Here is a 19,984-nt window from a genome sequence, read left to right on the forward strand (position 1 = left end):
GGGACGGGACCGCCGCGCGCTCCATTCCGTGGCGGACACCCCCACCCCACCATGGAACCAGTACAGCTCGGCGCGCAGCAGGCAGACCCGGCCCTATCCTGCGGCGCGGCCTGCGTGGTTGATCACGTCAACCATATTCGATCATGGCCTTTTCGCGCACCCGGAGGCCCAGTGCAGCTAGCCCGGCCAAAGGGTGCGCGATCATGGCCTTTTCGCGCACCCGGAGGCCCCAGTGCAGTTAGCCCAGCGTGCGTAGCCAGTTGGCGAGCAGGTGGATACCGGCATCGCCGGACTTCTCCGGATGAAACTGGGTGGCGCACAGGGGACCTCGCTCCACGGCGGCGGCAAAAGGCTCACCGTGCTCGGCCACGGTGTCCCCGGGCTCCGCCTTGGCCGCATACGAGTGGACGAAGTAGAACCGCGTGTCCGCCGGCAGCCCGTCGAACAGCACCGTGTCGGGCGGCGGGGCCACCGTGTTCCACCCCATGTGCGGAAGGATCGGCGCGTCCAGACGCCGAACCTGCCCCGTGAGCACGCCGAGGCCGGGAGTCCGCACCCCGTGCTCATCCCCCAGGTCGTAGAGGACCTGCATGCCCACGCAGATCCCGAGAACCGGCTGCCCGCGGGCGATCCGTCCGCGGATGACGCCCGCCCCGCCGACCGCGGCGATCCCGGCCATGCATGCGGCAAAGGCACCCACCCCGGGCACCACGAGCCCGTCCGCGGCCCCGCCCGCGGCCGGGTCGGCGCTCACCGTCACGGCTGCGCCGATCCGGGCGAGTGCCCGCTGCGCACTGCGCAGGTTCCCCGATCCGTAGTCCAGGACGACCACCCGCGGACCGGTCACAGCACACCTTTGGTGGACGGCACACCCGCCACCCGCCCGTCGAGCGCGACCGCGTCCCGCAGCGCCCGTGCCACCGCCTTGAACTGCGCCTCGACCACGTGGTGGGCGTTGCGGCCCGACACCACCCGCACGTGCAACGCGATCCGCGCGGACGCCGCTATCGACTCGAACACGTGGCGGGTCAGCGTCGTGTCGTAGGTGCCGATGAGCTCGATCAACTCCGGCTCGACGACCACGCAGTACGGCCGGCCGGAGAGGTCCACCGCCGCCTGCACCAACGCTTCGTCCAGCGGTACCAGCGCGTCACCGAACCGCCGGATCCCGGTCTTGTCGCCGAGTGCCTCGCGCAGCGCCTCACCGAACGCGATCGAGGTGTCCTCGACCGTGTGGTGGGCGTCGACGTGCAGGTCGCCGCGGGTGCGCACGGTCAGGTCGAAGCCGCCGTGCTTGCCGAGCTGGCTGACCATGTGGTCAAAAAACGGGACGTCGGTGAACGACGACGACACGCCGGTGCCGTCGAGGTCCAGCTCGACGACGACATGTGATTCCAAGGTCTTGCGTTCGATCCGAGCGGTGCGGCCCATGGTCGTCATTCCTTCCCGGAATCCGGCGGCTGAAGATCGGAACGCGCCGGCGTCATGACCGCGCCGAGGTCATCGAGCAGGGTCGGTGTCAAAGCAGGGTCGGTGTCAAAGCAGGGTCGGTGTCAAAGCAGGGTCGGTGTCAAAGCAGGGTCGGTGTCAAAGTGGGGTCGGTGTCAAAGTGGGGTCGGTGTCAAAGCGGGATCGGTGTCATAGCAGGGTCGGCCAGCAGGACGCGGGTGGCGGCGAGGAATGCGTCGATCTCACCGGGCAGCCCGGCGGTGACCCGCAACCAGCCGGGTAGGCCGACATCCCGGACGAGGACGCCCGCGTCGAGCAGTGCCTGCCACACGCCGCGCTGATCGGGGAACCGTCCGAACAGCACGAAGTTCGCGTCGCTGGGAGCCACCGCGCAACCGAGCCCGGTCAGCTCGGTCACGATCCGGTCCCGTTGCACCTTCACCGCCTCGACGGTGCCGAGCAGCTCGTCGGCATGCGCGAGCGCCGTACGCGCGACCGCCTGGGTGAAGGTCGACAGATGGTAGGGCAGCCGCACCAGCTGCAATGCGTCGATGACAGCCGGCTGCGCGGCGAGGTAACCGACCCGGGCGCCAGCGAGCGCGAACGCCTTGCTCATCGTCCGTGTCACCACCAGCCGCGGCGCTGCCGGCAGCAGTGTGAGCGCGCTGGGGACCCCGGCCCGCCGGAACTCCGCGTAGGCCTCGTCCACGACGACCATGCCGGTACCCGTCTCGCCGACGGCCGCACACGCGGCGGTCACCACCTCGGTCGGCAGCGCGGTGCCGGTGGGGTTGTTCGGTGACGTGAGGAAGACCAGGGACGGCCGATGCCGGCGGATCGCCTGCGCCACCGCGGCCGGAGCGAGGGTGAAGTCGGCTTCGCGGGGCTCACCGACCCAGCCGGTCGCGGTCGCCATCGCGATGAGCCGGTGCATCGAATAGGAGGGCTCGAATCCGAGCGCGACCCGCCCGGGGCCACCGAAGGCCTGGCACAGCTGCTGGAGCACCTCATTCGACCCGTTGGCCGCCCACACCTGATCGGTCCGCAGCCCGAAACCGGCGTCCGAGGTCAGGTAGTAGGCGAGGTCCGCGCGAAGCGCCTCGGCCTGGCGGTCGGGGTACCGGTTGGCCTCGGTGGCCGCGAGCGCCGCGGCCTTGCCCATGGCGTCGACCAGACCGGCGGACGGCGGGTGCGGGTTCTCGTTGGTGTTGAGCAGCACCGGAACGTCGAGCTGCGGGGCGCCGTAGGGCACCTGGCCGCGTAGGTCGTCACGCAACGGCAACTCGTCAAGCGTCAGCGGGCGCGTCGTGCGCACCCGACCCGCAGCCAACGACCGGCCGGCCACGGGATCAGGCTCTGCCATCGGATGGTCTGCAACCGGATTGGCGGTCATCGCACGCGCACCTCCACCGCGTCGACGTGGGCGATAAGATCTTCAGCTCCGCCGAGCGCGGCAACCCGCGGAGCCACCTGGACGAGCGCGTCCCGATCACACTCCACCACGTGGACCTGCCGTTGGAACGCCGATACCGAAAGTCCGCCGCTGTGCCGGGCGGTACCGCCGGTCGGCAGGACATGGTTGGACCCGGCGAGGTAGTCACCGAGCGAAACCGGAGCCCACGGCCCGACGAACACCGCTCCGGCGTTGCGGACCCGGGCGGCGACCGCGGCGGCGTCCGCCGTCTGGATCTCCAGGTGTTCCGCGGCCCAGGCGTTCACCACCGCAAGACCCGCGTCGGTGTCGGCGACCAGTACGACCACGCCCTGGCCGGTCAGCGCGGCCTCCACCCGCTCGCGGTGGCGGGTCGCCGGCACCTGCTTGGCAAGCTCGATCTCGACCGCGTCGGCCAGCTCGGTGGACGCGGTGACCAGCATGCAGGCGGCCATCGGATCGTGCTCGGCCTGCGCGATGAGATCAGCCGCGACGTGGGCGGGATCCGCGGTGTCGTCGGCGAGGATCGCCACCTCGGTCGGGCCGGCTTCGGCGTCCACCCCGACCAGCCCACGCAGCAGGCGCTTTGCCGCGGTCACGTAGATGTTGCCGGGGCCCGTCACGACGTCCACCGCCGGGCAACTGGCCGTGCCGTGTGCGAACATCGCGATCGCCTGCGCACCACCGGCGGCATAGACCTCGTCCACGCCCAACATGGCGCAGGCGGCGAGAATCGTCGGATGCGGAAGTCCACCGCATTCGACCTGAGGTGGCGAGGCCAGTGCGATCGAACCGACGCCGGCCTCCTGCGCCGGTACCGTGTTCATCACCACGCTGCTCGGGTAGGCGACCCGCCCACCCGGCACGTACAACCCCACCCGCTCCACCGGGAGCCAGCGCTCGGTGACCCGGGTCCCCACGGCGACGTCGATCGTCAACGACTCGCGGCGCTGGGCACGATGGACGAGCCGGCAGCGGCGGATCGCCTCGGTCAGCGCATCGCGGACGCGCGGGTCGAGCCGGTCGAGCGCGTCGGTGAGCGCGTCGGGCGCAACCCGCACCGCGGCCGGGCGGACCCCGTCGAACCGCTCGCCCGCATCGAGGACCGCCGCATCACCGCGGTCACGCACGTCATCACAGACGGGGCGGACCGCGTCGAGGGCGGCTTCGACATCGAGCGCCGCGCGGGGCAGCAGCCCGCGCAGCGCTGGAGCCGACGGCAGGCCCGCGCGCAGATCGAGCGTTCTCAGCACGACGACGAGAGTATCCGTACCCGCACGAGGCGCGCCGGTCTTCGTGCGACCGGCGATAGTGCGCCCGGCAATAGGGCCGCTCTTGGGGACGCGGCGTCACGGGGCAGCGCTGGTGCCCGAGCGCGTGCGTACCTGGGAGGGTGGGAAAGCGACAGTGGAAGAGAAACGTGAAGATGGGAAGGTGACGGCGAAAAAGTGACAGCCCACGGCACTACGGAGAGCGGACGGGCCTTCGACCGGCTTGAGAACCTCGTCGCCGACTACGGGGCGCAGGCGCGCCCACTTCGGCGGGTCGTCGCGCTGCTGACCGAACGGCCGTGGACCATCGGTGATCTCGTCCGGGCCTCGGGCGTGGCCCGCCGTACCGTCGAAGAGGTGCTCGCCTGCCTCACCGGTGACCTAGAGGGCCAAAGGGCGCGCGACGATCGTCAGATCGCGCGCCCGGAGGCCGCAGTCCCCGGAGTGCTGCGCGAAGACCCGGCGACATCCAGCGGCGCTGCCGGCGCTGTCATGATTTCACCGCAGCTGGTGGCCGCGTATCGTGACCGGTTCGGTTTCGACGAGCTCGGACGCACCGCGCTCAACGATCCGCTCGCGGCGCGCCTCACCGCGCACCGCGCGCTGGTGGACACCATGGACGATCTCGTGGCCGCGGCACCGCCGTCGCGCATCGACCTCGACCACGTCCCGGCAACCGGGGAGACCGCGGCCCGGCGCGCGTTGTGGATGGACTCCACCTACGATCTCACCCGAGCACACCTGCTGTGCATCGGCGATCATGATCTCACCTCGCTGGCCGCCTGCATCCTCGTGCCGGGACTGTCGGTGACCGTCGTCGACCTCGACGAGCGGCTGCTGGAGTTCATCGACGCCCAGTCCCGGGACAGGGGTCTCGACATCCGCTGTCTGTTCGCCGACCTGCGTTTCGGGCTGCCGGCCGTGACCGAGTCCTGGGCAGATCTGATCTTCACCGATCCGCCGTACACCCCCGAGGGCGTGACTCTCTTCCTGCACCGGGGGCTGGCCGGCCTGCGCGACACCCGACGTGGGCGGCTGCTGCTCGCCTACGGACACAGCGACCTGCATCCGGCGCTCGGGTGGAAGGTGCAACGTGCCGTCAGCGATCTTCACCTTACGGTTGAGGCGATCATGGCGGACTTCAACGGTTACGACGGCGCAGAGGCGGTAGGCGCGACCAGCGACCTGTACGTGTGCCGGCCGACCGCGACGACATGGCGGCAACTGGCCGGTGCGACCCCCGGTTCCCGGGGCCGCGCCGCGATCTACACCCGGGGCCGCCATGCGGTGGAGAGCGCAGCGGACGCAGGGCCCTCGCCCGCGGCCGCCCAGGAACTGCTGGCCGCTGCCGCGGTCGGCCTCGACGGTGGCCGGCTGGTGTTCCTCGGCGACGGCGCCCCGGACACCTCCCCCGCGGGACCCGCCCATGTCCGGCTCGCCACGGCACTGCGTGGCGGCCTGCCGAAGTCGCTCAGTGGACGCAGACGAGTACAGGTGGCCGCCGACCTGAGCGCCGACCCGGGACCGTGGCTCGCCCGCACGCTGCTCGCGGTCAACGCCGACCGGCTCGTCGCTCTCATCCCTGTTGATCATGCCGACCTGGTGAACCCCGAGTGCTTTCGCGCGCTGGGCGCGCTGTTCGCGCCGAAATGGCGCCTGTGCTGGCGGCGGCTTCCTCATGATCGACTGGCTCTGCTCGAGGCCGTCCCGATCGAGGCCGCCCCGCTGAGCACGGGGGAAGGCATAGTCCGCTGGCTGTTCGACCGGCCCCATGGAAAGGTCGGCAACGTCTGGACGGAGGCTCTGACCCGAGACCCGACGACCCAGAACCCGGCCCGGGGCGCCGGCTGCACACTGAGCAAGAAGGACGCCCGAGCCGCCGTCGAGGCAGCCGTGGCCGATCCGGGCCTGCTCGCCGCAACGCTGATGGACCTACCCCGCCACCAGATCACGCGGATCGCGCGGATCGCGGCCCAGGTCGGTCGCCCGAGCGCCGCCGCGCGAACTCCGACAGTCGGGTGAACTCCGACAGTCGGGTGAACTCCGGCAGTCGGGTGGGATAAGAGCGCCCGGGAACCCAGCAACCTCACAGGTTGTGTTCAGCAACGCTGAAGTCCCGTTGCCCACCATCGATGTCAGAGCGCCGGCATGGCCGAGCGCGGACACGGAGGGCAGCCCATGAGCTTGACGATGCTGGGGCCAGCTGAATATCTGGAGTCATCCGACGGCGCCGCCCCGGACGCACAGCCGCCTACCGACGCACAGCCGCCTACCGGCACACAGCCACCCACGCCACCGGCCCCGTCTGCCGTCCATCCGAAGGCGCCCCGTCTGTGGTGGCGGGACATGGCAGGTCTGTCCGCGGCTGCGACCATGGTCATCGTCGTGGCCCTGTGGCTCGCGCACGGGGGTATCGCCGACCTCACCGGGAGCAGCGGCATACTGACCGGGCTCGGCCGGCTCACCGGCTTGGTCGCCGCGGACCTGCTGCTCATCCAGGTGTTGCTGATGGCGCGGATTCCCTGGGTGGAGCGCAGCTACGGCCAGGATGAGCTCACCCGACGTCATCGTCTCGTCGGATTTACCTCCTTCAACCTGATGCTCGCCCACATCGTGCTGATCATTTTGGGCTATGCGGCGGCGGCCCGGACGGGCCTGGTGGCGCAGACCTGGGACCTGATCACCGACTACCCCGGCATGCTGCTGGCGACGGCCGGGTCCGCGATGCTGGTGATGGTCGTCGTGACCTCGGTGCGCGCGGCCCGACGGCGGCTGCGCTACGAGTCCTGGCACCTGCTGCACCTGTACGCCTACCTCGGGGTGGGCCTGTCCATCCCACACGAACTGTGGACCGGCGCGGACTTCACCTCGACCCCGTGGGCCAGGGTGTACTGGTGGACGATCTACGCGGCCGCGGCTGGCGCCGTCATCGTCTTCCGTCTCGGCCTGCCGGCGTTGCGCACCTGGCGGCACAGCCTCGTCGTTGATCGGGTCGTCGCCGAGGCACCCGCCGTGGTGTCCCTGCACCTGCGCGGCCAGGCGATCGAACGGCTGGGCGCGAGTGCCGGGCAGTTCTTCATCTGGCGGTTCATGACCGGACCCGGCTGGTCCCGTGGCCATCCCTACTCGCTGTCCGCGCCGGCGCACCCGCGCTGGCTGCGGATCACCGTGAAGGACCTCGGTGACGGCAGCGCCGCGCTCGCCAACGTGCGACCCGGCAGTCGGGTACACATCGAGGGTCCCTACGGCCGGCTCACCGGCGCCGTCCGCCAACGACGCCGCGTGACGATGATGGCGTCGGGCATCGGCGTCACCCCGATCCGGGCGCTGCTGGAGGAACTCGACTACTCCCCCGGCGAGGCGACGCTGATCTACCGGGCCGCTACCGAGGAAGACCTGATCTTCCGGAACGAACTGGATATGCTGGCCGCGATGCGCGGCATCCGCGTCATCTATCTGCCCGGACATCGTTCGCCGGACCGCTCGTCATGGCTGCCGGAACGCTTCTCCCACCTGCTGGACGACGACGCGCTGCGGCAGATCGTGCCTGACATCACCGACCACGATGTGTTCATCTGTGGGCCCGACGCCTGGATGGACGCCGTGCGGGACGCGGCGCTGCTGGCCGGAGTCCCGTCAGAACAGTTGCACATGGAACGGTTTGGCTGGTGACCAGCCTGCGGCGGAGCACCGGACCCGCCGGGACGATCGTCCCCGCCCCCCTGACCGCACCATCCCGACCGCAACCGCGTCAGCCCCAGAAGGGACTCCGACATGCGCCGCATCGTGGTAGCCATCGCCTCGACCGTCGCGGGCCTCGTACTGTTGTTCAGCTACCGGACCAGCACCGGTGCCACCGTGGCCTCGGCCGCGGCGGTCAGTACCGGCGACTCCGCCACGACGTCCGACAGCGGCTCCGGGTCCACCTCGGGCACCACCTCCGGCACCACCTCCGGCGAATCGACAGCTACGACCGGATCCGCGGTCAACACCAGGTGGGGTGTCGTCCAGGTACGGATCACCGTCGCGGCCGGCCGGATCGTCAGCGCCGAGACCGTGCAGCTACCGGATCACAACCCACGCGACATTGAGATCAACAGGGTCGCCGTCCCCGTCCTCAACTCCGAGACCGTCGCCTCCCAGAGCGCGAAGATCGACGTGGTCAGTGGCGCGACCGTCACCAGCGACGGCTACATCCGCTCGCTGCAGTCCGCCATTGATGCGGCGCACCTGTCATGACGGCGTGGGTGGCGGGGTCGATGTCCCGCCGAGCCTGGATCGAACAGATCATGGGGATGCCCGTCAGCCTGCACCTGCGGGGACCGCGGGCGCACGGCGACCCCGAGGTCGAACGCATCGTCGCGGAGGTCTTCGCTGAGCTGCGGATGGTCGACGCGCTGTTCAGTACCTACCGCGCCGACAGCGAGATCATGATGTTGAACCGGGGCGAGCTGGCGCTGAGCGGCTGCGACCGTCTCGTCCAGGAGGTCGCGGACCTCTGCGCCGACGCCACCGAACGCGCCGACGGCTACTTCAGCGCACAGTTGCCTGCGCCTGATGCCGGCGCAGAGGCAGTGGCCGGGGCCGGCCGCCGCTGGTTCGACCCGTCCGGCCTGGTCAAGGGCTGGGCGGTCGAGCGTGCCGCGGCGAGATTGGCGGCGATCGACGGCTACGACCACTACCTGAGCGCCGGCGGGGACATCGCCGCTCATGTGGACGACCCGGCATCCCCGGCCTGGAATGTCGGAATCTGCGACCCCCTCGACAGCACGCGTGTGCTCGCCACCCTGCCCGTCCGCTGCGGTGGGGTGGCGACGTCGGGCAGCGCGGCGCGTGGTGCGCACATCGTGAACCCGAGGACCGGCCGGCCGGCTGGTTCGGACCTGTTGGCGGTGACTGTGACGGGCCCGTCGCTGATGTGGGCGGACGTGTACGCGACCGCCGCGTTTGCCCGTGGCGCCGATGCGCTGGCGTGGCTCACGAGCCTGGACCGGACCGAAGCGCTGGTGGTCACCGCAGACGGCACCCACCGGAGCACACCCGGGTTCGGCCGCCACGACCGAGTAGCCCCGAACACCTGACAAACCACGAACACCTGATAGAACCCGAGTATCCGATGACGGCCGACCGTCCGATAAAGGCCGAGGCGGTCGGCAACCACGGTGGCGCCCGCGGTGAACGCACGCTGCGGCGCTGATCCATGCATCCGGGAGAGTCCATGCGTCCGGGAGAGTCCGTGCATCCGGGAGAATCCGTGACAAGCAGCTCCGCCCGCCTGCACCACCGCGCCGACGGTCCGACGTCCGGCCCGCCGGTGCTGCTCGGCCCGTCGCTGGGCACCACCCTGCATGTCTGGGACGAGCTCGTCCCGATGCTCGCCCGTCGCCACCGGGTGCTCCGGTTCGACCTGCCAGGGCATGGCGGCACCGCCGCGGACGTCGTCCCGGCCGGAGTGAGCATGGCCGCGCTCGCCGACCTGGTCCTGGAGCTCGCCGACGGGTACGGCTACGCCCGCTTCGCCTATGCGGGGATCTCTCTGGGCGGTGCCATCGGCGCCCACCTGGGCGTCCACCATCCTGACCGGCTGACCGCCCTGGCTCTGGTCTGCTCGTCAGCCCGTTTCGGTGAACCGCAGGGCTGGCACGAGCGTATCGCCGTCATCGGCGAGCAGGGGATGGCTCCTATGGTGGCGCGCGGCGCCGAGCTCTGGTTCGCCCCGGGCTTTGTGCAGCGGGCACCGGAACGGATCCGCGGCCTGCTCGCCGACCTCGCGACCGTGGATCCAGTAGGCTACGCGGCCTGCTGCGCGGCGCTGGGCGGCTTCGACCTACGCGCGGATCTCGGCCGCATCAGCGCGCCCACGCTTGTCGTCGCCGGCCTTGAGGACATCGCGACCCCGCCCACGCATGCCAGGGAGCTCGCCGACGGCATTCCCGGGGCCACGCTCGTGGAGCTCGCCCAGGCCGGGCACCTGGCCGTCATCGAGCAGCCGGCCGCCGTCGGCCAAGCGCTGACCGCACACTTCGAGGCCCGGGACTCGACGGCGCGCTAAGGACGCCGACTACGTCACGCACTTCACCGACGAGTTCACCTCGGTCGCCTCCCGCGAGGTCACCGACCGGGCGACCATCCGCCGGCTGGTCAACGAGACCTTCGCGGTCCGCGACGCCGCTCTGTGGGGCGAGGGGACCTCCTGCGCGTCGGACTCGAAGAAGTTCGGCTCCTGGTCGTCGAACCTGATGACCGAGTGGCACCAGCGCTACCGCGGCCCCGGCGTGATGATCTACTGGCACGTCGAGAAGCGCAGCGTCTGCATCTACTCCCAGGTGACCTCGTGCTCGGCGTCCGAGGTCGCCTCGATGATCGAAGGGCTGATGCGGCACCTGACCTCCGCCGACATCGACCGGCAGTACGTCGACACCCACGGCGCCAGCGTCGTCGGGTTCGCCTTCGCCCACCTGCTCGACTTCCGTCTGCTCCCGCGGCTGAAGAACATCGGCTCCGCCCGGCTCTACCGGCCCGGCGGCGGCGCAGACGACACCTGGCCGAAGCTCACCCTAGTCCTGTCGAACAAGACGATCGACTGGGACCTGATCGCCCAGCAGTACGACCAGATGGTCAAATACGCCACCGCCCTACGCCTGGGCACCGCCGAGGCCGAGCAGGTGCTGCGCCGGTTCACCCGCGGCGGCCCGAAACACCCCACCTTCCAAGCCCTGGAAGAACTCGGCCGCGCCACCCGCACGATCTTCATCTGCGAATACCTGTCGTCCCCGGAGCTGCGTACCGAGATCCACGAAGGGCGACAGGTCGCGGAGAACTGGAACTCCGCGAACACCGAGTTCTGCTACGGCAAGGACGGCCAGCTCACCGGGGCCGACCGGGAATCGATCGTGGCAGCTCAGGCTCGCCGCGGTCCCCACCGGCCGGTGAACCACCCGACCAGTGCACTCGCTGTGACCGAGGCATCGAAAATGGAAACCCGCGTCGCGGCGGCGAGCTGCTGCGCGGTCTCCCGGGTGTCGGGGTGGTCGTCGCCGAGGGTTCGCGCCCAACGGCGGTGGGCGGCCTCGACGAGAGGGCGGCCAGCGATGGTCTGCCCGGAAGCCCGCAGGTAGTGGGTGACGGCGACCAGCAGCGCACGGCACGGCTCTGGTCCGGCGTCGGGATCAGCCGGGTCGTCGTGCGCCAGGTCGATAAGGGCCTGGACGTGGGGATGAGGGTGGCTACACCGCCAGGATGCTGGGTCGTTGAGGTTGCCGGGGGCGGCGGTCGCGACGAGCTGGCGTGCGGCTGTCGAGGCCGAGGCCGGCACCAACACCCCTACCCTGCTCGCCCGCTCCCGCCACGCCTCCGTCCGCGGCCTCGAGCGCTACGCCGGCCCCAGGCCCGACGTGGTCGCCGCCCCCGACGCGGACTTTGCCCCTGGTGACACCGACCCGAGCACCGGGCCTGCTTGGTCCGCGCGCCTTGCTCGACTGCGGACAGTAGGACACTCGGCACGCGATGAGCGGCCTGTCAACCGGCCATGTGGCCCTATCCGCTTGAGTGACGCGTAGCCTACCCTGACAAAGGCGAAAGTTAAGGACATTCCCGGCAAGGTGCCGCAGGCCGCGAGAACAGAGTTTGCAGCATCGCTGACAGAAATGAGCATGACCATGAAGCTTCCGAGCATCCGACATGCTGCGACACTCATTGCGGCCGCCGTTGCGATCTTGGCATCCGGTGGTTTCGGTGGGGTTGCATCCGCTGCTACCGGTGGCCCAGCGTCTCCTCCACATCCAGCGCTGTATCCGTATCCGGACACCGGCACAGTCTCGTCGGCCCCCTTATTGGCTCCCGACGCGAGCGGCGGGATAGTTTCCGCGGACGCCTGCACGCCATACGTCGATGGCGATTACGCGCACCTGTCGTCAGGGGACGTTTCGGCTCACGGCTGGTGGTATCAAGGGACCTGCCCAAATACGAAAGCCACGGTGACGATCTACCTTTACGAGTACTTCTCGGACGGCACCTGGCATTATCAGGCGAGCGGATCGAAATATGTTTATCCTGGTGGCGGCAGCGTCAATCGCGCTGTCGCTCGTCAGGTATGCGAAGGAGTGGCACCCGTGAGCTGGCGCAGTTTGATAACGGTGAGTATCGGTACGGGAGCCTCGGCCTACACGGCGGTCCAGAATCTGAATTGCACACACTGGTGAGCCGGGCGTTTGATCACGGCAATTCGGGGTTAGAGCGTGTCTGACGGCTCTCGAATCGGGCCGTAGATCACTGCCTGGTTGGGCATGGGCTTGTCATGGTGCGACGACACGAACTGACCGACGCGCAGTGGAAGAAGATCGAGTCGTTGCTGCCGGTCAACGGCGAGCCCGGTGGGCAGTGGGCCGACCACCGCACGGTGGTCAACGGAGTGCTGTTCCGGGCCCGCACCGGCGTGCCCTGGCGTGACCTACCGGAGCGGTACGGCCACTGGCAAACCGTGTACGAACGGCACCGCCGCTGGTCGGCGGACGGCACCGGGGCGGCATCCTGACCGAGCTGCAGATCGAGGCCGATGCCACTGATCCGGATGCCGCCCCGGCCGCCGGGCGACTTCCCGGAAAAGGGGGCGGTGTACGGGTGGACCCGGACGGGCGGGAGGCGTTGGGCGTTCCTAGGGCGGCCTGACCAGCAAAATCCATCTTCTGGCGGACGACCGGGCCCGGCCGCTGACGTGGCGGACCTCGCCGGGTCAGCGGGGTGACAGCCCGATGTTCGTCCCGGTGCTGGCGGGCCTGCGCATCCGGCGGCGGGGGCCGGGCCGTGCCCGCACCCGTCCGGACCGCCTGCGCGGGGACAAGGCGTATTCCAGCCGGGACAACCGCTGCTACCTGCGGCGGCGTCATATCAAGGCGACCATCGCCCAGCCGGCCGACCAGCGGGCGGCCCGCGGGCCTTCGACACCGCCCAGTACCGCCGCCGCAACGCCGTCGAGCGGTGCGTCAACAAGTGGAAAGGATGCCGGGCGGTGGCCACCCGGTACGACAAGCGGGACTACGTCTTCAACGGCACCTTGACCGTCACAGCGATCATGATCTGGCTCCGCGATCTCGTCAAAGAGCCGTCAGACACGCTCTAGTTCTGGGCGGATCTGGCGGAGCCGGTCGGCATGGAGATGGTGCTGCCGATGAATGGACTGACGGCAACAGGCGCGCGACCGAGCCGCACGGGCTGATTCCTATATCGTCCGGCTTATGAACGCCAGTCCAGCAACTGTAGTGAGTCTCGGGGCTTGGGGCGACCTTAAGGAGGGCTCAGACGGCGGGACGTCGTGCAAAGTGCGTGAGTTCGCGCTGCTGTCCGACGGTCGTGAAATTACGCTCCTGGACGACCGGGGGTGGACGACGTCGGCGCAGCTGGGCGGAATCTCGCTCACCCACGTTGTGCGCAACGTCTACAACGTGGTCTTGCCCGACGATGCCGAGGAGACGGGCGAAGAGCATGAGTGGCAGCGCTTCGAGCAACGTTTGCGCGAAGCCGGGGTCGCGGTCACCCCGGACGAGCTCCGGGCGTTGCCGCACCGCGTCATCGTGAGCGTCCCCTGTGGAAGTGCCCGATGGCAAGCGGGGTGAGGTTGGATCACCCTGACTCCGCCGGAGGCTCCGATCTCACAAGAGAGCTTGGAGTCATGCCGGTTGAGGCTGAACGTACGGCGCAGATCAGGACCCGCCGCCCACGGCCCCCGGCAGACTGCCAGGCCGCCGGCCGGTACCCGGTCGACAGCCCAAAACCGTGGACTCTCGACATCACCGACCTCGACACGCCAGCAAACGCGCCCGCGTCACCTCCAAGGGCGGCGGGACTGAGCCGCCCTACCGGTGCTACCCAGGCCTTCGAGCGCACCACAGACACGATTGCTCTCTAACGTTCTAAACGGAGAAGATCGGCCCGGTTTTGTCGTTATATACGCTTTTTTGGGGAAATAGCGTACACAACGACAAACTCGCACGGATCATGATTCGTGTGGATGGTTGCCGGCGGGAAATCCCCGCCGGCTGATCGCGCGGGCCCATGTGACCAGGCCCGGACCAGCGGGCCGGACGCTCGGGGTACCCGGCCGCATAAGCTCGACGTTCGCATCGCCGTTCCCAACGCCCGTGCGGATGCCCGCGAACGGAGCGTAATCACGCGGACAGCACAGTCACACCGCACAAGCCGGGAGGACCCCAGGTGCCGACCACGTACCAGCAGGAGCTCACCTGCGAGCAGGACTATGTCGACACGCTGTACGGCCGGCTGGATGACCTGCGCGACCGAACCCGCGAGCAGCTGCGCGCCGTACTGCTGGACCCCGGTACCGGCACACCGCAGTCACTGGTCGAGCGGGACGCCTTCGCCACCGCGTACTCCAATCGGATCGGCCAGCTCGACGCGGCCGAGGGACGGCTGTGTTTCGGTGCAATGGACTTCGGTGCCATGGACGACGGTGCAGGGGACGTCGGTGCCATCGACGATGCCATCGACGACGGTGCCCCGGATGGCGGCGGCACCGATTCTCGTGCGCTGGACGACGCCGGCCACCAACGCGTCTACATCGGACGTATCGGACTGTCCGACGACGAGCACGAACCCATACTGATCGACTGGCGGGCCCCGGTGGCCACCGCCTTCTACCGGGCGACCCTCGCCGACCCGCACGGGCTGTCCCGACGCCGCCACCTGCGCATCAAGGGACGGGAGGTCAGCGGGTTCACCGATGACGTCCTCGACGTCACGGGCATACCGCGAAGCTCCGTCGGCGGATCGAGCGGCGACGGGCCGTTGTTGGAAGCCCTGTCCGCACCCCGATCCGGGCGCATGCACGACATCGTCGCGACGCTGCAGGCCGAGCAGGACAGGGTGATCCGCGCCGACTCGTCCTGCGTCCTGGTGGTCGACGGCGGACCGGGCACCGGCAAGACCGCGGTGGCCCTGCACCGGGCCGCCTACCTGCTCTACACCGAGCGGGAGCGGCTCGCCCGCTCCGGCCTCCTGGTGGTAGGCCCGAGCCCGACCTTCCTGCGGTACATCGAGCAGGTGCTGCCCTCCCTCGGTGAGACGGGTGTGGTCTTCGCGACCCCGAGCCGACTGTTTCCCGGGGTCGACGCCGTCGGCGGCGAGGACGGCCGCGTTATTGCCCTCAAGGGGGATCTGCGGATGGCCAGGCTGCTGGCCGAAGCCGTGAAGGACCGCCAGGAGGTCCCGGTGCACGGGGTGGACGTCCCCTACGACGGCGCCGTGCTTCGCCTGGAGCGTCGTATCATCGAGAGCGCTCGGACTCGGGCGCGGCGCAGCCGCCGTCCTCACAACCTGGCCCGGCGGGTGTTCGTCCGCGAGACGGTCGCGGCGCTCACCAACCAGGTTGTCGCGACCCTTCCCGGTGGCCTGCTCGACGACGACGAACGCGACGAGATCGCCGCCGACCTGCGCGCCGACCGGGCGGTCCGGACGGCCATCGACGCGCTGTGGCCGCGGCTGACCCCCCAGGATCTACTCGCCGACCTGTTCGCCACACCGGCCAGGCTCGCCGCCGCCGCGCCGGCCGCAAGGTTGACCAGGCATGAGCAGCACCTGCTGCACCGGGCGACCGGTGCCGCCTGGACGCCCGGTGACGTGCCCCTGCTCGACGAAGCCGCCGAGCTGCTCGGCGATCCCGACGCCGACGCCACCGACCTCGCAGACTGGGAGGCGGAACGGGAGCAGCGCGCCGAACGGGAGTACGCACGCGAGGTCCTTGACGGGCTCGGCCTCGCCGGGCTGGCCGATGCGGAGGCGATGGCGGCGGGAATGGCGCAGCGCTGGTCCGGGTCCCGGCAGCGGCGCAGCGCCGTCGAACACGCTCGCGGCGACCGGTCCTGGACCTTCGGTCATCTCATCGTCGACGAGGCCCAGGAAGTGTCGCCGATGCTGTGGCGGCTGTTGTGGCGGCGCTGTCCGATGCGGTCGGCCACCCTCGTCGGTGACCTCGCCCAGGCGGCGAGCCCGGCCGCGGCCCGTTCGTGGGCCGAAGCGCTGACCCCGCATATCGGCGACCGGTGGCGGGTGGAACGCCTCAGCGTCAACTACCGGACCCCTGCCGAGATCATGGATGTGGCCGCTGACGTGCTCGCCGCGCAGGACCCGGCCGCGCAGCCACCGCGTTCAGTGCGCTCCACCGGACGGCATCCGGTCGCGCTGCGCGTCCGCGCCGGTGGGGGTGCCGATGGCGATGGCGGTGGCGGTGGCGGTGCCGATGGCGGTTCCGGTGGCGGTGGCGGTACAGGCACGCGCGGCGGCGACACGCTGGTGGCCGCGGCGCTGGACGCGGCCAGTCGCGCGGCCGAGGATGTCGGCGACGGCAGGGTCGCGGTGATCTGCCCAACCGATCTTGCCGAGCGGATACGCGCGGCACTCACGGCCGAGCCGGCAGATGCCATTGCCGGCAGTGCCAAGGCGGTGTCCGGCACAGAGGCGGTGCCCGGCACAGAGGCGGTGCCCGGCACAAACACGGTGCCCGGCAATGCAGAGACAAAGGCGGGCACCGTGGACGTGCTCACCGCCACCGTCGCGGTCCTCACAGTGGCGGAATCCAAGGGTCTGGAGTTCGACGCGATCATCCTGGTCGAGCCGAGCGCGATTGTTGCCGGCTCGCGGCGCGGGCTCGCCGACCTCTACGTTGCCATGACCAGAGCGACCCAGACGCTCACGGTGGTCCACTCGGATGAGCTGCCCACGGCCCTGCATCGCCTTAGGGCGCCCGCCGCCGCCTGACCCACCCGGACTGATCGCCGGCATTGATCACTGACATCAGCCACCGACATCGATCACCGACGGTTGACCCGCCGAGATGGACCGACATCTGTGAGCAAACACTCGCGGATAGTCGCCCATCGCGGCGTGTACCGGCGTTGTTCCACGGGAACAGACCGCACATGAGCTATGGACCAACCAGGACGCCGACCGCCAAGCGGGACGGAACCATCAGCTTGGTCTGCGGGATTGTCGGCCTTTTCTTCGTCGGGATTGCGTTCGGTATCGCGGCGATCGTCTTCGGCGCCCGCGGCAGGCGCGGTGGCGGCGGCGGGCAGGCGACCGCAGGCTTCGTCCTCGGCATCCTCGACATCGTGCTGTGGGTCATCGGCCTGGCCGCGTGGCACGCGAACGCGTACGTCTGGTACTGACGTCCGGTACTCGCGTGCGGCGTCCGGTACTCGCCTCCGGCACCGACCGTTGGCAGAGACGGCCGTTCGACGACCCACCGGTCGTCACCGTGACAGGACGGGACCCTGTCACGTCAGGATACCGGCGCGGGATACTGAACCTCAACGGTAGGAATGGACCAGCACCACCGTGGCTTCATCCTCGGTGACGCCACCTGACGGACTCTGCGAGGAGGTCTCCACCAGTGCTCGACCCGAGTGAGCTGTACGAGGTCGCTAACGACCTACCCGAGCTGGGTCGGCCCGTGCTGGTGGAGGCGCTGACCGGGGTTGTCGACGCCGGTGGGGCGGTTCGCCTCGCCGGCCAACATCTACTGAGCGCTCTGGAGCACCGGCTGGTCGTGACCTTCGATGTGGACCAGCTGCTCGACTACCGGTCCCGACGACCCGCCATGATCTTCGTTGAGGACCACTGGGAACACTACGAAGAACCCGTGCTCGGGCTGTATGCGCTGAACGACAGTGCCGGCACCGCGTTCCTGCTGCTGTGCGGTCCAGAGCCCGACCTGCAGTGGAAACGGTTCACCGCCGCGGTGCGCACCGTCATGACGCGCCTGGGCATCCAGGTGACGGTGGGCCTCAACGCGATCCCGATGGCCATCCCGCACACGCGCCCATGCGGGCTCACCGCCCACGCGACCCGACCGGGCCTGGTCACCGGGTACGAGCCATGGCTGCGACGGGTACAGGTACCGGGCAGCGCCGGCCATCTGTTGGAGTACGAGCTGGGACGCGACGGCCGCGACGCGATGGGTTTCGCCGCCCACGTCCCGCACTATCTTTCTCAGACCGACTATCCCGATGCCGCCGAGACCCTGCTCACGGCGGTGTCCAAGGCGACCGGTCTGCTCCTGCCGCTGGACGAGTTGCGCACGGCGGCAGCGGCCGTCCGCGACAACGTCAACCAGCAGCTGGAGGACGGGGGTGAAGCCGCCGCACTCGTCCAAGCGCTCGAGGAACAGTACGACGCGTTCATGCGCGGCCGCGAGAGCACGAACCTACCGGCGGCTACGACCGGGCCACTGCCCACAGCCGATGAGCTCGGTGCCGCGTTGGAACGGTTCCTGGCCGAGCAGGCCGAGCCCGGTGGCCCACCCACACCGTGATCCACCCACATCGTGATCCACCCACATCGTGATCCACGCGGAGCAGGGAGCGGTCATGACCCGCCGGTCGCAGCTGGCCGGTCATGGTAGATGTCGATCTGCTCGGCGGCATTGATCGAGGACTTGGCCGGCGGCAGGAATCCGAGCCGGACGATCTGGCGTGGGGTGAACGTGTCAAGGAGCCAGTCCGTCGCGACCCGCGTCTTGTTGGCCAGGCAGGGTAGCGCCCACAGGTGGTATGCCCGGGTCGCCGCCACGGCAGGCACCCCGGACATCGCGATTCCGAACGGATCGGCCACGGCGTCGGTCCCGCCGAGGTCGACGACGAAGCCGAGGTTACGGTGCCGGTAGGGCTTCGCCGTCCCGTGACCGAGCGAGGCGGCGATGCTGCGCCCGGCGGCAACTCCCTGGCGGATGGCGTGTTGGGCGGTCTGCCCCGCCGGCTGACAGCCCTGGGTCACGTCGGGCACGGCCGCGGCGTCCCCGAGGCCGAACACCCCGGCGACATCAGGCACCTGGAAGCGGGTGTCCACCACCAGGCGACCATGCTGGGTCGGCAGGCCCAGCATGGATATCAGCGGGCTGGGAGTCACCCCGGCGCACCAGACGAGGGTGTGGGCCGCAACGCTCTCGCCATCGGTGAACCGGACGCTGTCGGCGCTCACCTCCGAGATGGACGTCCGCAGCCGCACCTCGACCCCCCGCTTGGCAAGGACCCGTGCCGCACCCTTGCTGAGTGCCTCGCCCAGCTCGGGCAGCACCCGCGGTGCCAGATCGAGGAGAATCCAGCGGATGTCGCGCGCGGTCAGGCGTGGGTACTGACCCACCGCCCGCCTGCTGAACTGCATCATCTGAGCGACGAGCTCGGTCCCGGTGTACCCGGCTCCGACGACCACGAAGGTGCACCGCGCCCGGCGCACCGCCGGATCGTCGGAGGCGTCGGCATACTCGAACTGGTGCAGCACATGATCGCGTAGGTAGACGGCTTCCGCCAGGTTCTTCAGACCGAGCGCATGATCGGTCAGGCCCGGGATGTCGAATGTGCGCGTCACCGCCCCGGGCGTCAGTACAAGGCGGTCCCAGCCCATCGTCGCGTGGGTGCCGTTTGACTGGCGGATCGTGATCGTACGGTTCGGAAAATCGGCCCCGACCACGTGGCCGAGCGTCAGTGTGGCCCGCCGCAGCATTGCCCTGATGGACACCGCCAGATGACGCGGCTCGGCCTCGGCGGTCGCCACCTGGGGCAACAGCGACGTGTAGAGAAGATGGTCGACCGGGGAAACGACGACGAGCTCAGCGGCGTCCGCGGGCAGTCGCCGCTCCAGCTGGCGCAGCACGGACAAGCCCGCGAAGCCACTGCCGACCACGACGATGCGAGGGCGCGCTGCCCGCGTCCCGTCGCTTCCAACACCGGGAGCACCGCTGCCAACCGCAGCGCTGGCACCCCGCCGGGTGCGGATGTTGTCAAGCCAGGTGGGGAGCACGTTGTCGGGCACGATCTACCTCCAA

General features: G+C 69.6%; 14 protein-coding genes and 2 pseudogenes. 11 read left to right on the forward strand and 5 right to left on the reverse strand.

Features of this window, described 5'->3' with window-relative positions:
- Positions 1 to 238: 238 nt before the first annotated feature.
- The 4 genes from hisH to hisD all read right to left on the reverse strand — a co-directional run bounded on the left by hisH (position 239) and on the right by hisD (position 4,134).
- On the reverse strand, positions 239 to 847 hold the full coding sequence (gene hisH, locus U9983_RS10300; protein WP_322753792.1) for an imidazole glycerol phosphate synthase subunit HisH: 609 nt from the start codon (positions 845 to 847) through the stop codon (positions 239 to 241).
- On the reverse strand, positions 844 to 1,431 hold the full coding sequence (gene hisB, locus U9983_RS10305) for an imidazoleglycerol-phosphate dehydratase HisB (RefSeq protein WP_322749762.1): 588 nt from the start codon (positions 1,429 to 1,431) through the stop codon (positions 844 to 846). Before hisB ends, hisH begins: the two co-directional genes overlap by 4 nt.
- 190 nt (positions 1,432 to 1,621) lie before the next feature.
- A complete protein-coding gene (locus U9983_RS10310) occupies positions 1,622 to 2,812 on the reverse strand; it encodes a histidinol-phosphate transaminase (protein WP_322753820.1) in 1,191 nt (396 codons plus the stop codon).
- A gap of 26 nt (positions 2,813 to 2,838) precedes the next feature.
- Positions 2,839 to 4,134, reverse strand: coding sequence for a histidinol dehydrogenase (gene hisD / locus U9983_RS10315; protein ID WP_322753793.1), 1,296 nt, complete (start codon positions 4,132 to 4,134; stop codon positions 2,839 to 2,841).
- Between the two features lie 195 nt (positions 4,135 to 4,329).
- Here hisD and U9983_RS10320 point away from each other — a divergent pair, with 195 nt between their 5' ends.
- The 11 genes and pseudogenes from U9983_RS10320 (at position 4,330) to U9983_RS10370 (ending at position 18,475) form a co-directional block, all read left to right on the forward strand.
- Positions 4,330 to 6,174, forward strand: coding sequence for a bis-aminopropyl spermidine synthase family protein (locus U9983_RS10320; protein WP_322753794.1), 1,845 nt, complete (start codon positions 4,330 to 4,332; stop codon positions 6,172 to 6,174).
- Between the two features lie 324 nt (positions 6,175 to 6,498).
- Positions 6,499 to 7,824 (forward strand): ferric reductase-like transmembrane domain-containing protein, encoded by a 1,326-nt coding sequence (locus tag U9983_RS10325; RefSeq protein WP_416211336.1) that lies wholly within the window; start codon positions 6,499 to 6,501, stop codon positions 7,822 to 7,824.
- 102 nt (positions 7,825 to 7,926) lie between these two features.
- Positions 7,927 to 8,391: an FMN-binding protein gene (locus tag U9983_RS10330; RefSeq protein ID WP_322753796.1), complete on the forward strand. Its 465-nt coding sequence runs from the start codon at positions 7,927 to 7,929 to the stop codon at positions 8,389 to 8,391.
- Positions 8,388 to 9,233, forward strand: coding sequence for an FAD:protein FMN transferase (locus U9983_RS10335; RefSeq protein ID WP_322753797.1), 846 nt, complete (start codon positions 8,388 to 8,390; stop codon positions 9,231 to 9,233). Before U9983_RS10330 ends, U9983_RS10335 begins: the two co-directional genes overlap by 4 nt.
- Positions 9,234 to 9,406: 173 nt before the next feature.
- Positions 9,407 to 10,204: a 3-oxoadipate enol-lactonase gene (pcaD, locus tag U9983_RS10340; RefSeq protein WP_322753798.1), complete on the forward strand. Its 798-nt coding sequence runs from the start codon at positions 9,407 to 9,409 to the stop codon at positions 10,202 to 10,204.
- 67 nt (positions 10,205 to 10,271) lie between these two features.
- A pseudogene (locus U9983_RS10345) lies at positions 10,272 to 11,039 on the forward strand (Tn3 family transposase); the annotation flags it as partial.
- A gap of 1,409 nt (positions 11,040 to 12,448) precedes the next feature.
- A pseudogene (locus U9983_RS10350) lies at positions 12,449 to 13,270 on the forward strand (IS5 family transposase).
- 199 nt (positions 13,271 to 13,469) lie between these two features.
- Positions 13,470 to 13,763, forward strand: coding sequence for a hypothetical protein (locus tag U9983_RS10355; protein WP_322749007.1), 294 nt, complete (start codon positions 13,470 to 13,472; stop codon positions 13,761 to 13,763).
- 598 nt (positions 13,764 to 14,361) lie between these two features.
- Positions 14,362 to 16,920: a HelD family protein gene (locus U9983_RS10360; protein WP_322753799.1), complete on the forward strand. Its 2,559-nt coding sequence runs from the start codon at positions 14,362 to 14,364 to the stop codon at positions 16,918 to 16,920.
- 161 nt (positions 16,921 to 17,081) lie between these two features.
- Complete coding sequence (locus U9983_RS10365) at positions 17,082 to 17,330, forward strand: hypothetical protein (protein WP_322749009.1); 249 nt, start codon at positions 17,082 to 17,084, stop codon at positions 17,328 to 17,330.
- Positions 17,331 to 17,554: 224 nt separating this feature from the next.
- Positions 17,555 to 18,475 (forward strand): PAC2 family protein, encoded by a 921-nt coding sequence (locus tag U9983_RS10370; protein WP_322753800.1) that lies wholly within the window; start codon positions 17,555 to 17,557, stop codon positions 18,473 to 18,475.
- Positions 18,476 to 18,528: 53 nt separating this feature from the next.
- Here U9983_RS10370 and U9983_RS10375 read toward each other — a convergent pair whose 3' ends face one another.
- Positions 18,529 to 19,971, reverse strand: coding sequence for an NAD(P)/FAD-dependent oxidoreductase (locus U9983_RS10375; protein WP_322753801.1), 1,443 nt, complete (start codon positions 19,969 to 19,971; stop codon positions 18,529 to 18,531).
- Positions 19,972 to 19,984 lie beyond the last annotated feature (13 nt).

The sequence above is a fragment of the Protofrankia sp. Cas3 genome, from assembly GCF_963555955.1.
In the GTDB taxonomy this organism is placed as follows: Bacteria; Actinomycetota; Actinomycetes; order Frankiales; family Frankiaceae; genus Protofrankia.

Excerpts from the sequence above, each read along its gene's own strand:
- hisB (WP_322749762.1), bottom strand. The coding sequence starts at position 1,431 with ATGGGCCGCACCGCTCGGATCGAACGCAAGACCTTGGAATCACATGTC.
- U9983_RS10310 (WP_322753820.1), bottom strand. The coding sequence starts at position 2,812 with ATGGCAGAGCCTGATCCCGTGGCCGGCCGGTCGTTGGCTGCGGGTCGG.
- U9983_RS10325 (WP_416211336.1), top strand. The coding sequence starts at position 6,499 with ATGGCAGGTCTGTCCGCGGCTGCGACCATGGTCATCGTCGTGGCCCTG.
- U9983_RS10330 (WP_322753796.1), top strand. The coding sequence starts at position 7,927 with ATGCGCCGCATCGTGGTAGCCATCGCCTCGACCGTCGCGGGCCTCGTA.
- U9983_RS10335 (WP_322753797.1), top strand. The coding sequence starts at position 8,388 with ATGACGGCGTGGGTGGCGGGGTCGATGTCCCGCCGAGCCTGGATCGAA.
- U9983_RS10365 (WP_322749009.1), top strand. The coding sequence starts at position 17,082 with ATGAGCTATGGACCAACCAGGACGCCGACCGCCAAGCGGGACGGAACC.